Raw genomic sequence first — 14,250 nt, 5'->3', positions numbered from 1 at the left:
TCAACTTCAGACCCAGGCCACTGCCAACAAACCCGAGCCTAATCCCACACACAACGGCGAATACACCCAGGTATCGAGACGGGCGAATTTCGAATCTTTTATTTCCTTGAAAAAGCCCACCAGCTCCGAGTCGCCTATCGCCCGGGCGAACATGAGGATGGCGATGGCGCTGATCACCCATTGCAGGGATTGATGCGGCACCGCCGGCACCCACCAGCCAACCCGCAAACACACCAGCAGCGCAATCACCAGCAAGGCCGCGGCCACCAGCAGGGTGATCCAGCCTTGCGGCTTGAAGGCCGGTCGCAATCGCACGCTGCCCTCCACCGGCACGTGAGGGACAACGGCCAACATCGCCCACTCGCCACCCAGCCCCCAATACACGTGTACCAAACTGATCACTGCAAATATCGTCACCAGCCATTGAGCCAACGCAAGGGTCATGGTTGAAGATCCTTGAAAGAGATTTGGACAGAATCATCCTAGTCGGCATTTTTCGACGTGCACGACCGCTCGGCGCGGGATTGGGATTTTCGGGTTGGCTCCCTAAGTAAAGACAAAAGCATCGCGGGCAAGCCCGCTCCTACAGGGGATTTATGTGTTCATAAGATCCTTTGTGGGAGCGGGCTTGCTCGCGATGGCGACTCAACAGATCATTTGAGCTCAGCCGACACCTTGTCCGCCACATCCTTGGGCACCCAGGCCTGCCAGACCTCGGGGTGGGCCTTCATGAACGCCTCCGCCGCCTGCCGTGGCGGGGTGTGTTTTTCGCTCATCTCGGCCAGGGCCTTGTTCAACGGATCGATGGGAAAATCGACCTTGCTGAAGAACTCGGCGATCTGCGGGTGCTGTTTCTGGAAGGGCGTAGACACGCCAATGGACAACTTCGACGCCAGCGAGCGGGTGGGTTTCGGATTGGGATTGTCGGCGTCGGTCAGGGTTTTCCAGGCCTCGGCGTCGAACGGCGGCTCCTCCAGCTGGATCAGTTTGAAACGTCCGAGCAATGGCGTCGGCGACCAGTAATAGAACAGCACCGGCTTGCCGCGTCGGATCGACGAACTGATCTCGGCGTCCAGCGCAGCCCCCGAGCCGCTACGGAAGTTCGTGTAGCTGTCCTCAAGCCCATAGGCTTTGAGCTTCTGCTTGTTCACCACCTCGGACGTCCAGCCAATCGGGCTGTTGAGGAAGCGCCCCTTGCCCGGCGCTTCAGGGTCGCTGAATACGCCTGTGTACTTGGGCAGGTCGCTCACACTCCGCAAGTCAGGCGCCAGTGGCTTGATACCCTTGGCCGGGTCGCCCTTGATCACGTACTCCGGCACCCACCAGCCCTCAGTGGCGCCCTTGACCGTATCGCCGAGACTGACCACCTTGCCTTCGGCCTCGGCCTTGACCCACACCGGGCTGCGACCGGCCCACTCCTCGCCAATGACCTGAATGTCGTTGTTGGCCAGCGCGGTTTCCAGGGTAATGGTAGTGCCCGGCAAAGTATCGGTGGGCAGCCCGTAGCCCTTCTCGACGATGATCCGCAGGATATCGGTGATCAGGCTGCCGCTTTCCCAATTCAGGTCGGCGAAGTGGATCGGCGTTTGTGCAGCGAATACCGGGACAGGCAAAACCAGGCCACACGCAACCGCAAAAGCGGCCAGAAACCGTCGAAATCCGTTCATGCTTTTGCACCTCGTGCTGTTCACAGCAATAGCAGGATGGCCTGACAGAAGACCACACACCTCAAAATACTCAGTCAACTGACTGTAGTAGAGGTTCCTGCTTTCGAGGGCATCGGGCTAGTTTTCAGAAACTTCCTGCAAACATGCCAGTTCTCTTCTGACCATGCTGGCGTACTCCGCCGGACGCAGCGCGTAGATCTGCGACGCCACCCAACCCAACCAGGCGCCCTGCAACACAATTTTTTGCTCGAACAGCCGGCGCGCCTCAGCCTGGGCGCTGGCCAGATGCTGTTCGTGGAACTCGGCGCGGCTTTGGGTCATTACTCGCTGGCCTTGAAGGTCACCAATTCACCCTTGCGCCACTTGGCGGCCTTGGCCGTTACAGCCTTGAGCGTCTTGGTCAGGCCTTCCTGAAGCTGATGGTGCGCGGCGAACACCGTCACCACACTATGCCCTTCCTTGAACACAACGCCCTCACCGTCCGCCGTGGTCACGAAAGCGTAATCACCAATGCCATAGACGGTCAGCTTGATTTCGCGAAACCGGATTTCCAGCTTGCCGCCCTCACGACTGGGCAGCACCGAAGCACTGAAATGATCACCCACCTTGAGTTTAAGGCCAGGCTTGTCATCCACCACCAGCGCCGATTGGGTGTCGAGTTCGGCGATGTAGATGCCTTCGGCGTTCTGCTCGGTGACGTAGACAAATCGTGACTGGAACTGTTTAACCAACTTCGCGCGCAAATCACCCAGCACGAACAAAGCATGCATATCGAGATTACTTACTGCCAAGGAAACATCCCCACATTTGAAAATGATGCCGCACGCAAACCGCGCACAGCAGAAACAGGCGGCAATGCCGAAAGCGGTCAAATCCGGAAACGAGCAGAGGGCTCATTCATCGCAAGACGTGAGAAGACTAATGGAATGACACTGGTGTCGTCTTGCCTGGTATTCGCCAGAAGCTGAAGGAAATCGCCCTTCTGATCGCCAGAAAAACAGGATTACTGACCTTAGGGAAAAAACTCCGCAAAAAAAACAATTTTTCCGACATATCCCCCGGCAAAAATTGCTTTAGATAATCGTCAAGCGCAACCCCTGACCGTGATTCTAGAGCAGCGATGCTCACCGAGACTACCCAAAACGACGGACATACGTCGGCAAAACCATGAAAAGGACTTCATATGTGCACTCTTACACACTTTGCTTACGCCACAAGACAGCCATCGACGCTGTACTCGACCCTGTTCTCGCCCACTTCGTTCCCCACCGAAGGGCCTGCCTTGCCGCGTTTTCAGGTGGTGCTGGCGGGTAATTCCTTTTTTCACATCAAGGAAATCTCCACTGGCCATGTGAGAGGTTTCCGCAGCAATCACAATGAGGCTTGCGCACTGGCCCGCGAACTCGAGTCCCACGATTGAAAAAACCTGCCGTCGCAGATCGGTTCGAACTCCTGAAGCGCGGCTGCCTCAGATGTTAGGCAGTCGCCCTTCAGTTTTTGCAATCGCGCGATCAATCAGGAGATGAAAATGGACACACCGACTCACGACCTGCAAGGCCTGTTCGACCAGCTCGGCCTGGATTCCGGCGAACGCGCCATCGATGATTTCATCGCCAGCCATTCCCCGCTGCCCGAGGATAAAAAACTCATCGATGCCGAGTTCTGGACGCCGCAGCAAGCCGCCTTTCTCAAGGAACAACTGCGTGTGGACGCCGACTGGGCGCGAGTGGTCGACGAATTGAACCTGCGGATGCATCAGGCTCAATAACAAAGGCGGGGGCTACCTGGCCCGGTCCTTGTAGGACCGAGCTTGCTCCGGGCAGCGTTCCGACGATGGTGGTCGAGCGCCGTATGGGCGCGGCAGCCCCCGGCGTTATCGTTGAAGACCATCGCGAGCGTGCTCGCTCCTACAGGGACAAATCAACGTGGTCCTTCGGGTTTGTAGCCCAACCGCAACCCACCCCAATGCCTTCCCTTGACCATGATCGGTACCGACAGATCGTGCATCAACTCGCCGGTATCGCGGGTATAGGTCTGCAACAGGACTGCCTGTTGATGGCTGCCACAGCGAATGCCGGTGCGGTCGGCAAACTTGCGTTTGGTGCGGTTCTGCAAGGTATCGATCTGGACGTCGCCCGTCAGCGGCTGACTGAATACCTTGTTGTGCGTCGGCACATAGCCTTGCTGCGTGCAAGCGATGGCAAATACCAGCCCCTCATGACGGGGCAACAAGGGTTCCTGTATCGCCGGCAGCACTTTGTCGGTGTAACGGTCGAAGCGGGTCTGGTATTTGGCAGGGCTGGTGTTGGCAATGGCCTGGTAATTGCGGTCGAACAAATCATCCAGGCTGACCGCGCCAGCGTCGATATCGGCTTCAAAGCGTGCGGTGATCTGACTCGCACCTTCGCGAGCCAGATCATAGATCCGCTGGTGATAGTCATCCAGTCCGACTTCGGACAGGCGCTCGCTGATGGTTTCGGCCTGCCCCTCCATTTGCACGGCCGCTTGCGCCAGGCGCTGGGTCTGTTGATCGCTGACCGCAAGGTCGCTGCGCATCTGTTCGATGGCGTGGAAAAGGCTGTCGAGTTGCTCGCGGTTGGTCTCGGCCCCCCTGGCGATTTCGCCAACCTGGCTTTCAACGCCAGCCGCCAGGCGGGCGATGTTCTCCAGGTGTTGCCCGGTGTGCTCGACTTGCTCGACACCCGTATCGAGGTCGCTGGACAACTGTCGGATCTGCTCCACCACTTGCGCCGTGCGTTGCTGGATGTCAGCAACCATCTCGCCGACTTCACCCGTCGCCGTCGCCGTACGTGCTGCCAGGCCGCGCACCTCATCGGCCACCACCGCAAATCCCCGCCCATGCTCGCCGGCACGTGCCGCTTCAATCGCTGCGTTCAGGGCCAGCAGGTTGGTCTGGCTGGCGATGGACTGAATCACCAGCGTGACCCGCTGGATATCGTCGCTGCGCAGGCTCAACGCTTCGATCAACTGACGACTGCTGTTGGCGCGCTGGCTGAGTTGATGCATGCGACTGATCGATTCGATCAACTCGGTACGCCCGGCGGCGCTGCTTTGATGCGCCTCGCTGGCGGCACTGAGCGCTGCGCGGCTGAGAGTCGAAGTGGCTTGCTCGGTGGCGATCATCACCTCGGCGTTGCTGACAATCTGTGCTGCGGACCCAAGCTGCGATTGCAGCTTGTCCGCCAACTGCCGGACCGAGTAGGCCACACCGGCCGCCGACAACGCGTTGTGGCTGGTGGTGTAGGAAAGATCCCGAGTCAGCTCGGCCATCGCGCTGGCCTGGTCGACCGGCACGCCGTCGGGAACGGCGCGGGAACGCAGACGCGGCAGCCAGATTACCAACACCGCCAACGGCAGGCCCAGGTAAAGCGACCAACCGCCCAAGGCCATGCCACACATCAACACCATCAGGGCGATGCTTTGCAGGGTTGGCGCCAGCCAGCGGTTTTTCGGTAACAAGGCGGGCGACTGCCCTGCCCCGACCACAGATCCTTCGCGAGTCATCTTCGTCACCCACACTTCTAATTGTTGTTCCTGCATTAAACGCCACTACAAGGCCATTATCCATGGTCCCTTAGTCGTGGTCATGAAGCGGATCAATAGAAGCGGGACGAACAGTTTATCGCGGACGAAAAAAAGCATCGCGGGCCATCCTTGCTCCTTGTGGAGTCGGGTTGGCCCGCGATGCGTGGCGCTACGAAATCAGGCCTGACGCTGGTGCTTGTCGATCTGTTCGTGACGCTCTTGAGCTTCGATGCAGTACTTGGTGGTCGGGCTGATCAGCAGGCGCTTGAGGCCAATGGCCTCGCCGCTGTCGTCGCACCAGCCGAAGCTGTCTTCCTTGATGCGTTCCAGGGCCTGTTCCAACTGAGGCAGCATGCGCTGGTCGCGATCGATCGCGTTCACCAGCCAAGTGCGCTCTTCTTCGACGGAAGCCGCGTCAGCCGGGTCGGCCGGGGAATCCAGGCTCTCGATGGCGATACGGTTCTGCTCGATGCGCTCATGGGTTTCGACTTTCATGTTCTGCAACAGCTCAGAGAAAAAAGCATGTTGCTCGGCATTCATGTAGTCATCCGCCGGCATGGCCAGCAACTTGTCCTTTGTCATTGATATCTCTATAAAAAAACGTGCATTAAGGCGAATCAGGGGCGTTGCGGCGGGCCAGTTTGGCCAACGCAACGGCGCCATTTATTCCAAGCGCCACCCGGCACTCAATTTACGAGGGGCGGCAGTCTAAGGCCGACTTGCGGCCTCAGCAACAGAAAAGACTACGAATTTGTCCGAAAAAGCCTTGAAAATACGCTGCGGCAGTCTATACGCCGGCTATCGGAGTGCGTTTATAGCAAGAAATTCAACGCAGCGGCGGTATATAGAAGACAAACGGCCTCGGCGCTAGGGTGTTATCGGCCATAACGGGCCATTAATGAGGCTATACAACACGAAAACGCCGCTCCCGCCAAGGCGGGAGCGGCGCTGATACGGCTTACGTCATCAGTGCATGAACAGCGCGATCAGGATGATGATCGGGATCGGTACACCAAGAAAGAACAGCAGTAATGAGCGCATGAGGATTCTCCCGGGTTAGCGAACAGAAGCAGTGGCGACGTAAGTGTCGGTTTCCAGGTACACCACGGCATCCCGGCGGCGACCGCCGAAGGTGGCAGCGAGACTGGCGAAAAACGCCCCGATCAGCAGTGCGATGAACATCCACAGCGACGTCCAGGCAGCAACTTTCGCGGCGGTATCCGCAGCTACTTTTGCAGCCTGTTTGGCATCGGCCACGGCTTTCTGCGTGCGGGCATAGACTTCATCGACACGGCGTTCGGCGTCGGCCTGGGTCAAGTTGGTGCGCTGGGCGACCAGTTGTGCCAGGTAGGTACGGTCTTCGGCAGACAGTTGGCCGTCGCTGAGGGAGCGCACGAAGATGCGGGTTACAGTGCCGCGTGCGGCGTCATCACTGACAGCGGCGGGACGGTCGTCGCGGAACAGGCTGTCGACGAAGTAACCGTACTCATCGCTATCGGTATTGGCAGCGGCGGTCCCGGCGGTTTGGGTCGCAATACTGGCGGCGCCACCGACCACGCTGGCCCCGGCCTGAACACCGCCACTGACGATGCTGCTGACGGAGCCGACCACGAGCGTTGCGGTGACCAACGTCGCCACGCACCAAGCCAGAAAACCATGGGCAGTGTCACGGAAATAGACCTCGTCACCGTGCATGTTCGCCCATTTCACCCGAAGGCGGCCGGCAATGTAGCCTCCCATGCCCGAAGCGAGAATTTGGGTCACGGCCAGCCAGATAATGGTGGAAATGCCCAGGCCCTTGGCGCTGAGGCCTTCGTGGGCCCAGGGGGATACAGCGGAAAAACCCAGCCCGAAACCGAGCAATACCAGGATTAGCGACAACGCCGCCGCAGCAGCGGCCCCGGCGAATATCGCGCCCCAGGAAACGCCCGACAGCGCGCTTGACTCTTCGGCGGCAGGATATAAACCAGCAGAGGATCTATTCATTCTTATGTCGCTCCTGACAAGAAAGATGTTGTTACAACTCGTCATCAGGACAATTGCAGTCGCCGTGCCAGTCGTCGGCTTTTAAAAAATCATATATTTTCAATACCTTATAAAGTTTGAACTTCTAATTTCCATGCAAATTGCAAGGACCCGTGTTCAACGGCGGGTTTTATGCATTGCCGGTTGCCCCATCAACCACATGAAAGTTAATTTAAAAAGTCGTCGGCATTTCTTGGCAAAATGCCCCCACACTTGCCTTGAATTGACTACCAGGTCCGCCCTATGCCCCGCATCTTGACCATTGAAGACGACGCCGTGACCGCCCGGGAAATTGTTGCCGAGCTGAGCAGCCATGGCCTGGAAGTGGACTGGGTCGACAATGGCCGTGAAGGACTGGAGCGCGCGGTCAGTGGCGATTACGATCTGATCACCCTTGATCGCATGCTGCCTGAACTCGACGGCCTGGCGATCGTCACGACCCTGCGGACCATGGGCGTGGCGACGCCGATTCTGATGATCAGCGCCCTCTCCGATGTCGATGAACGGGTGCGCGGCCTGCGTGCCGGCGGCGACGACTACCTGACCAAGCCGTTTGCCACCGACGAAATGGCCGCCCGGGTCGAGGTGTTGTTGCGGCGCCAGAACACCGTGACCGCCCAGGCCACCACGTTGCGCGTCGCAGACCTGGAGCTGAACCTGATCAGCCACGAAGCCAGCCGCGCCGGGCAACTGCTGACCCTGTTGCCCACCGAATACAAGCTGCTGGAATTCCTGATGCGCAACACCGGGCAGATCCTGTCGCGGATGATGATTTTCGAAGAGGTATGGGGCTATCACTTCGACCCCGGCACCAACCTGATCGACGTTCATATCGGCCGCCTGCGCAAGAAAATCGATCCGCCCGGCAATGTCCCATTGATTCGAACCGTGCGAGGCTCGGGTTATGTCATTGCCGAACCCGTCTAAGGGCTGGCGCTCTTCCAGTAGTCGCCTGCTCGCGCTCTACAGTTCGTTGTTCGTGCTCTGGAGCGGGATTCTGATGGGGGTCATGTACTTCGAGGTTTCGGCGTACCTGGACAACCTGGCCAAGCATTCGCTGATGCAGCGCCAGCATCTGTTTGCGCGTTTTTCCGGCGAGCAACTGGTGGACGCCCTCGCCGTCAGCATGACCTTCGACATTCGGGGTATCGATGCCTATGGCCTCTTCGATGCCCATCATCGCTACCTCAGCGGCGGCTTGCGCCACATTCCCGAAGGCCTGCCACTGGATGGCAAAATCCACATGCTCAGCGACTGCGCCGAGTCCGACGACCCGACCCTGCCCGTCGACAGTTGCGACGCGGTGGCCACCCAGACACGTGATGGCTGGTGGCTGATCCTGGTGCGCGACAACGGTTCGCTGTTCGCCGTGACCCGAATCATCCTGCATGCGCTGTTCTGGGGGGTGACCTTGACGATCGTGCCTGGCATCGCCGGCTGGCATCTGTTGCGCCGCCGCCCGCTGCGACGGATTCGCGCCATCCAGGCCAGCGCCGAGGCCATTGTCGCCGGCGACCTGACACGACGCCTGCCGCTGTCAGATCGCCGCGACGAATTGGACATGCTCGCGGCCATCGTCAACGTCATGCTCGAACGCATCGAACACCTGATGAACGAGGTCAAGGGCGTGTGCGACAACATTGCCCATGACCTGCGCACGCCACTGACTCGCTTGCGGGCGCAGTTGTATCGCATGCAGCAACAGGCCGGCGAAGGTTCGCCCCAAGCCATGCAACTGGACTCGGTATTGGCAGAAGCCGATACCCTGATGGCGCGCTTTCGCGGGTTGCTGCGTATTTCCGAGCTGGAAGACCGTCAGCGCCGGTCCGGATTCGTGCAGCTCGATCCGGTGCCGTTGTTGCAGGAACTGCATGACTTTTACCTGCCCCTGGCCGAAGAAGGTGAACTGAATTTCAGCCTGCAACTGCCCGAGAGCTTGCCCATGCTCAACGGTGATCGGGCATTGCTGTTCGAGGCCGTGGCGAACCTGCTCAGCAACTCGATCAAGTTCACGCCACCCGGTGGGAACGTGATTTTGCGCGGAGTCAATGAACAAGGGCACACACGCATCGAAGTGCTCGACTCCGGCCCCGGTATTCCCACGGCCGAACGCGAGGCGGTGTTCCAGCGTTTCTACCGCGCCGAAGGGGGCAACCCGCAAAGCGGTTTCGGCCTGGGGCTGTCGATCGTCGCGGCGATTGTCAGCCTGCATGGCTTTGCCCTGGAAGTCGGTGACAGCGAACTGGGTGGCGCACGCCTGGTGCTGGATTGCCGGCAGGCCCTGATCCCGCACACCTGACCAATCCCTGCCGTAGGAGCGAGCTTGCTCGCGATGGCGGTGTGTCAGTCAACAAGGATGTGACTGATGCATCGCCATCGCGAGCAAGCTCGCTCCTACAGGGGGTTGTGTGCGGTCAGGCGGGATAATGTCGAAGCGGGTAATGTAATGCTTTTCCGGCCAGTAAAATTCAGATCGCCAGGCTGTCGACCACCCCACCATCCACGCGCAATGCCGCGCCGGTCGTGGCCGACGATAACGGCGAGGCCAGGTACGCCACCAGGTTGGCGACTTCCTCGACATCCGCCACCCGCTGGATGATCGAGGTGGGGCGGGCCCTGCGCACGAACGCGTCGGCTTCTTCACGGACACTGCGCCCCGACTGGGCGGTGGCATCCTTGAGCATCTCCTCCACGCCGTCGGTCAGCGTTGGGCCCGGCAGGACCGCGTTGACGGTCACCCCCGTCCCCGCCAGTCGCTTGGCCAGGCCATGGGAAACGGCGAGGTTGGCGCTTTTGGTCACGCCGTAGTTGAGCATGTCGGGCGGAATCGCGATACCGGATTCCGAAGACAGGAAAATCACCCGCCCCCAACCTTTGCTGACCATGCCCGGCACATAGCGACGGGACAGGCGCACTCCGGAAATCACATTGATTTCGTAGAAACGCGTCCATTCGCTGTCCGGGGTGTCGAAAAAATCCTCTTCTTTGAAAATACCCAGGTTGTTCACCAGAATGTCTGCCTGTGGCTCAGCGGCGAACAATTGTTCGGCGCCTTCGGCCGTGCCCAGGTCTGCCGTCAGGCCGCGCAATTGCGCGCCTGGCACGCTCTGGCGAATACTCGCCAGCGCCTGGTCGACCTTGGTCGTGTCGCGACCAATCACCACCACCGTAGCGCCGCAACTGGCCAGTGCCTTGCTGATGCCCAAGCCAATGCCGGCCGTGCTACCGCTGACAATGGCGAGTTTTCCCGTCAGATCGATCTTCATGCTGAAACTCCTGCGATGGGTAGGAAATAACCACGCCTTCAGGTCGCTTGAACAGGGTGCGTCGCAACCTGAGCCGGGGGTGAAGAACTCGAAGGCCTGAGTCAGCGTAGCTTCGATATCGCAACGCGCAGGGAACCGCGCGACGGGTTAGTGGCTTTTGAAGATAGCCCGACGCGAATCGCGGGGGCCGGCAGGTAGTTCGGCGCGGGGTCAGCGATAACGATCCGGCAGCACGTTGGTCGCGCTCGAAAACTGTGCAACACAGGGCGGTTCGGATTCAGGGGCGTTGACCACATCGAAGCCCGGATCGGTTTCGCGCAGAAACACCGGCAGGTCCGTCATCGGTGGCCGGGCCGGGATATCGAAATAGATCTGGATCACCCAGCCGCGGTGATAGCTGGCGTGATTGACCACGTGCAACAACATCGCCCCCGCGCTCATCTTGCCGCTGTCGCCGGAAACGAAGGTGAAGTCGATGGTTTTACCGAGCATGGCGTCGGTCTGGCGGTCACTCCATTGGCAGTACCAGCGATCGATATCCTGTTGCGCCCTGCGCAAGTCCTCAAGCTCGGGGTGCAGCAAGTCATGGGAAGTCTTGAAATCGTGCCCGCCACCTTCGAGGTGCGCCTTCCAGATGCAATCCACGACGTAGATGTGGTTCAGGATGCCGATGATGTTGGGGAACACCGACACCCGCTCCTTGCTGACCTCGCCTGGCGGCAAGGCGGCCAGACTGTCAAAGAGCAACCGGTTGGCCCAACGCTTGTAATCGACGAGCATTCGGGCGGTGCGTACGTTGATCATTTGAGGTCTCCCATTGTGATGGGGTGCACTGCACAGTTTAGATGGTGTGGCGTGGGGTGGTGTAAGGGGCGATTATCGGTAGGTGGTAGGACGAACAGATTATTTGAACCAGTTCTGATCATTTCCTCCGCGAATGGAATCCCTTCAGATGTCTGGACAAACCATCTGATCTGGTAAACTTTTTGTCGCAGTGCGGGCAAGGGTAAGGACGGTCGCCCGAGTGTATGCGAGAGTGCCTCTGGAGATTGGGCGCACTGGCAAACGCGGCGATACAATGAGCGCACTTGAATGGTTTTTCACCAGTATGGGAGTTAATGTGATGTTGCAGACTGATTTCCCACGCAAAAGATTTTTCGCAAAACGGACAACTTAGTTCCCCACCGTGGGCATGATCTTTCCTCTCGTGGACAGCCCGGAGATCCCACCGTGTAAACACCTGATCACATTCAGCGCATGGGAATCCTCCGGCATGTAGTAAAGAGTGTTTGTAAAGCCCACCTTTTGATGAAAAAGTTCTTTCGCACAAATTACATTTTAAGTTTTTTAGGCGAGCTGCGGTCTTTTCCGATGTCTGGGTATCTTTCGCGGTTTTTCTTTGCCGCCCGGCATCAGGGTTTTGTCTTTCGAGCAGCTCACGGGATTCACGCGACGTTGAAGGTTGGGGGGATAAAGGACGAGGAGCACTCTCACTCTCCGCTTGTCTGGCGGGATGTATAGCCTCTTCACCCATCACTCCTCTGTTGGACTCACCTCCTCGCCGCAACCACTCCGCGTACTGTGCATTTGTAGCCGCTATGTAATCGTTGAAGAACGCCGTCTCACCTGCATCCAGGCGGTTTCCTTTCAGCAGTTTTGCGAGAATGTCCTCATACGTATACCGCCCATCTTCATCAAAAAAGCGCACCGGCGAATTACGCACAAATCTGTACAGATTCGACCCGTCAATTTCCCCAGCAGGGTCCGGATTGATCCAGCGTTGCTGCCAGGGCGCGTAATAGCGAAAACCGTAATAAATCAAACCCGTGGCATCGCGCTGTTTGCCTGAGTAGCCACGTGTTTTATATGACGCTTTAGCACCTTGATGAGCAACCCACCAGGCTCTGTCTCCATACGGCCGATAGCCTTCTTCGCTGATCAGAGCGCCCTGCTCGTCCAGTTCCAGCAGGCTGGAGCGCAGGTGATCATTGAGGCTGTAAACGAGGTAATCGTTGTCGATGCCCGTGGGCGGATGGGTAACCCAATGCTCCAGCCGCACGCTGTTGCGCCCGGCTTCGACTTCGACCACGTGACGTTCTTCGCCGTTGGCTGTGAGATGGATTTCCAGCCCCGGCAGGTAACGCACCTCGGCGATCAGGTTACGACCGGAGGCCAGCGACCGGCGTACCTTGCGCAGGCGTTTTCCGCCACCGCCGTAGCGGTAGAGTTCTGAGTCGTCTTCGCCGTCGTCACGGGTGACCGGGGAAACTTCACTTAGCTGGTTGCGGGTGTCCCAGCTTAGCGTCTGCCTGCGTAGCAAATACCGCTGGTTACCGTTGCCATCGAAGGCTTGGGCAAAGTCCGGTGGGGGATCACCTTCGTTTGGAACAAGGCTGCGGTTGCTGTTTTCGTCCACTGCCCAATGCCGGGTGAAGGATTGAACACCAAGATGGCGCAATTCCAGAGTGTTGCCGCCCGCGTCGTAGGCGTACTCCTCACGGTAATTGACCAGGGCGTTGGGATCGTTGGCAGCGTGGAAGACCTCACGGCCGGTGGCGGCGATAAGCCTGTAGAGGCTGTCATAGGTGTACGTGCTGACCGGATCGACTTGTTGGTTCTTGAAGTATGTGACGGTTTTCGACTGATCTTCGATGCGCACCGGATTACCGACCGCGTCGTATTCGTAAAGCAAATCCTGCAATAACGGTTGGCCGGGGAGCCCGGCGCTCAGGCGTTCGAGGCGGGTATCCTCGGGGCGAAACATCGCACGGGTAATCACGTCGTTACCCGCCCGCTCCTGTTCGACCTGGCCTCCGGCGTTGTAGTGGATGTCACTGACAAGCGTGACTTCGGCAGCGCCCATCGGTTGCAAGTGCACCGCACTGATCTGCCCCGCACAGGTCACGCTGAAGCGTCTGCGGTTTAGCTTGGCGTCCGTCTGCGTCGCCACTCCACCCAGGGCATCGTAGGTCCATTGGCTGTCGAGACCCGGCCCGTTCTCCAGCAAGTCATCCCGTCCAGCGACCTCTTCGGGCCAGTTGACCGGATCAAGCGATTTCAGAAAATGACTGGTCTCAAGCAACGGTAAGCCATGCAGGTCGAAATCAGGCATGTGCCGCGTGGTGGCTGGGTCATCGTGGCGGATCAACTGGCCGCACTGGTTGCGCGCTCCGCCATCGGGTTTGCCGTACTCGAAACGCTCGACAACCCGTCCCGATTCATCGTGAATCTGCTCGGTGATCGCGATGGGACGCAACTGATCATCGAACCTGGTTCGCTGACCGATACGATTGTCCCAACGTTGCACCCGTTGCCCCGCCTCGCCCACCAGCGCCACAACCCATCCAGCATCGGCACGGCTGGTCAGCCGCTCGACCGCCGATAACCCATGGATGGACGTGAGATTGGGAACCTGCCCGTCGAGCGAAAAACGCGGATCAAAATGCGCCACATCGCGCCCCTGCGCATCGAACACCTGCTGGGTGATGTGCGCTTGAGGCGCCTCATCCTCGGCCCCCCGACAATATGCAACTTCGCGCACTACCAACCCGCGCGGGTCGATCGCCGCGAGGCCGGGAGTGTGGGTGTGCACGCCGAAGCTGTTCATGGGGACTTCAATACCACGCGCATTCCCGAGCGCCTACTGACACAAATGACAGTTCCGAGCGCCTGGCACCCTCCAACCGACGAGCGGAATGGTTTGAATGCGATGAATCGGTTTAAAGGAACTCTCTGCGATCACTGGG

Annotated in this window: 15 protein-coding genes; 5 read left to right on the top strand and 10 right to left on the bottom strand. The window is 58.9% G+C overall.

The window, feature by feature from the left end:
- Positions 1-6: 6 nt before the first annotated feature.
- From AB4N64_RS06460 to AB4N64_RS06445, 4 genes are all read right to left on the bottom strand, one after another.
- Complete coding sequence (locus tag AB4N64_RS06460) at positions 7-444, bottom strand: DUF3995 domain-containing protein (protein ID WP_460123100.1); 438 nt, start codon at positions 442-444, stop codon at positions 7-9.
- Positions 445-653: 209 nt separating this feature from the next.
- On the bottom strand, positions 654-1,667 hold the full coding sequence (locus AB4N64_RS06455; protein WP_460123098.1) for an ABC transporter substrate-binding protein: 1,014 nt from the start codon (positions 1,665-1,667) through the stop codon (positions 654-656).
- 117 nt (positions 1,668-1,784) lie between these two features.
- Complete coding sequence (locus tag AB4N64_RS06450; RefSeq protein WP_460123095.1) at positions 1,785-1,988, bottom strand: hypothetical protein; 204 nt, start codon at positions 1,986-1,988, stop codon at positions 1,785-1,787.
- Positions 1,988-2,437 (bottom strand): hypothetical protein, encoded by a 450-nt coding sequence (locus AB4N64_RS06445; protein ID WP_460123092.1) that lies wholly within the window; start codon positions 2,435-2,437, stop codon positions 1,988-1,990. Before AB4N64_RS06445 ends, AB4N64_RS06450 begins: the two co-directional genes overlap by 1 nt.
- On the opposite strand from AB4N64_RS06445, the gene AB4N64_RS06440 reads away from it, so the two are divergent.
- The 3 genes from AB4N64_RS06440 to AB4N64_RS06430 all read left to right on the top strand — a co-directional run bounded on the left by AB4N64_RS06440 (position 2,432) and on the right by AB4N64_RS06430 (position 3,435).
- Entirely contained in the window at positions 2,432-2,635 is a 204-nt protein-coding gene (locus AB4N64_RS06440) for a hypothetical protein (RefSeq protein ID WP_460123089.1), read from the top strand. The two genes, AB4N64_RS06445 and AB4N64_RS06440, sit on opposite strands and share 6 nt — an antisense overlap.
- A gap of 215 nt (positions 2,636-2,850) precedes the next feature.
- The gene (locus AB4N64_RS06435; protein WP_460123086.1) at positions 2,851-3,087 is read left to right on the top strand and encodes a hypothetical protein; all 237 of its coding nucleotides are present in this window, start codon (positions 2,851-2,853) and stop codon (positions 3,085-3,087) included.
- A gap of 108 nt (positions 3,088-3,195) precedes the next feature.
- Positions 3,196-3,435, top strand: a complete 240-nt coding sequence (locus tag AB4N64_RS06430) for a DUF2789 domain-containing protein (RefSeq protein WP_460123083.1) — start codon at positions 3,196-3,198, stop codon at positions 3,433-3,435.
- A gap of 152 nt (positions 3,436-3,587) precedes the next feature.
- On the opposite strand, the gene AB4N64_RS06425 is transcribed toward AB4N64_RS06430, so the two are convergent.
- From AB4N64_RS06425 to AB4N64_RS06415, 3 genes are all read right to left on the bottom strand, one after another.
- Positions 3,588-4,811 carry a methyl-accepting chemotaxis protein gene (locus AB4N64_RS06425; protein ID WP_460126634.1) on the bottom strand — a complete coding sequence of 408 codons (1,224 nt, stop codon included), beginning with the start codon at positions 4,809-4,811 and terminating at the stop codon, positions 3,588-3,590.
- Positions 4,812-5,390: 579 nt separating this feature from the next.
- On the bottom strand, positions 5,391-5,795 hold the full coding sequence (locus AB4N64_RS06420) for a TraR/DksA family transcriptional regulator (protein ID WP_224536388.1): 405 nt from the start codon (positions 5,793-5,795) through the stop codon (positions 5,391-5,393).
- A gap of 474 nt (positions 5,796-6,269) precedes the next feature.
- Positions 6,270-7,199, bottom strand: coding sequence for a hypothetical protein (locus tag AB4N64_RS06415; protein WP_460123080.1), 930 nt, complete (start codon positions 7,197-7,199; stop codon positions 6,270-6,272).
- Positions 7,200-7,481: 282 nt separating this feature from the next.
- Here AB4N64_RS06415 and AB4N64_RS06410 point away from each other — a divergent pair, with 282 nt between their 5' ends.
- Positions 7,482-8,165: a response regulator transcription factor gene (locus AB4N64_RS06410; protein WP_460123077.1), complete on the top strand. Its 684-nt coding sequence runs from the start codon at positions 7,482-7,484 to the stop codon at positions 8,163-8,165.
- Positions 8,143-9,537 carry a sensor histidine kinase gene (locus tag AB4N64_RS06405; protein WP_460123075.1) on the top strand — a complete coding sequence of 465 codons (1,395 nt, stop codon included), beginning with the start codon at positions 8,143-8,145 and terminating at the stop codon, positions 9,535-9,537. The genes AB4N64_RS06410 and AB4N64_RS06405 overlap by 23 nt, the downstream gene beginning before the upstream one ends.
- Before the next feature lie 169 nt (positions 9,538-9,706).
- On the opposite strand, the gene AB4N64_RS06400 is transcribed toward AB4N64_RS06405, so the two are convergent.
- From AB4N64_RS06400 to AB4N64_RS06390, 3 genes are all read right to left on the bottom strand, one after another.
- Complete coding sequence (locus AB4N64_RS06400) at positions 9,707-10,504, bottom strand: SDR family NAD(P)-dependent oxidoreductase (RefSeq protein ID WP_460123072.1); 798 nt, start codon at positions 10,502-10,504, stop codon at positions 9,707-9,709.
- 210 nt (positions 10,505-10,714) lie between these two features.
- A complete protein-coding gene (locus AB4N64_RS06395) occupies positions 10,715-11,308 on the bottom strand; it encodes a DinB family protein (protein ID WP_460123069.1) in 594 nt (197 codons plus the stop codon).
- A gap of 118 nt (positions 11,309-11,426) precedes the next feature.
- Positions 11,427-14,111, bottom strand: a complete 2,685-nt coding sequence (locus AB4N64_RS06390; protein ID WP_460123066.1) for an RHS repeat-associated core domain-containing protein — start codon at positions 14,109-14,111, stop codon at positions 11,427-11,429.
- Between the last annotated feature and the right edge of the window lie 139 nt (positions 14,112-14,250).

It is taken from the genome of Pseudomonas sp. S2_C03, assembly GCF_054668405.1.
This window is presented reverse-complemented; position numbering and strand designations above follow the sequence as displayed.

Bases quoted from the DNA above. Each gene is read 5' to 3' on its own strand.
- AB4N64_RS06460 (WP_460123100.1), bottom strand. From the start codon at position 444: ATGACCCTTGCGTTGGCTCAATGGCTGGTGACGATATTTGCAGTGATC.
- AB4N64_RS06455 (WP_460123098.1), bottom strand. From the start codon at position 1,667: ATGAACGGATTTCGACGGTTTCTGGCCGCTTTTGCGGTTGCGTGTGGC.
- AB4N64_RS06450 (WP_460123095.1), bottom strand. From the start codon at position 1,988: ATGACCCAAAGCCGCGCCGAGTTCCACGAACAGCATCTGGCCAGCGCC.
- AB4N64_RS06440 (WP_460123089.1), top strand. From the start codon at position 2,432: ATGCATATCGAGATTACTTACTGCCAAGGAAACATCCCCACATTTGAA.
- AB4N64_RS06445 (WP_460123092.1), bottom strand. From the start codon at position 2,437: ATGCATGCTTTGTTCGTGCTGGGTGATTTGCGCGCGAAGTTGGTTAAA.
- AB4N64_RS06435 (WP_460123086.1), top strand. From the start codon at position 2,851: ATGTGCACTCTTACACACTTTGCTTACGCCACAAGACAGCCATCGACG.
- AB4N64_RS06430 (WP_460123083.1), top strand. From the start codon at position 3,196: ATGGACACACCGACTCACGACCTGCAAGGCCTGTTCGACCAGCTCGGC.
- AB4N64_RS06425 (WP_460126634.1), bottom strand. From the start codon at position 4,811: ATGATCGCCACCGAGCAAGCCACTTCGACTCTCAGCCGCGCAGCGCTC.
- AB4N64_RS06420 (WP_224536388.1), bottom strand. From the start codon at position 5,795: ATGACAAAGGACAAGTTGCTGGCCATGCCGGCGGATGACTACATGAAT.
- AB4N64_RS06415 (WP_460123080.1), bottom strand. From the start codon at position 7,199: ATGAATAGATCCTCTGCTGGTTTATATCCTGCCGCCGAAGAGTCAAGC.
- AB4N64_RS06410 (WP_460123077.1), top strand. From the start codon at position 7,482: ATGCCCCGCATCTTGACCATTGAAGACGACGCCGTGACCGCCCGGGAA.
- AB4N64_RS06405 (WP_460123075.1), top strand. From the start codon at position 8,143: ATGTCATTGCCGAACCCGTCTAAGGGCTGGCGCTCTTCCAGTAGTCGC.
- AB4N64_RS06400 (WP_460123072.1), bottom strand. From the start codon at position 10,504: ATGAAGATCGATCTGACGGGAAAACTCGCCATTGTCAGCGGTAGCACG.
- AB4N64_RS06395 (WP_460123069.1), bottom strand. From the start codon at position 11,308: ATGATCAACGTACGCACCGCCCGAATGCTCGTCGATTACAAGCGTTGG.
- AB4N64_RS06390 (WP_460123066.1), bottom strand. From the start codon at position 14,111: ATGAACAGCTTCGGCGTGCACACCCACACTCCCGGCCTCGCGGCGATC.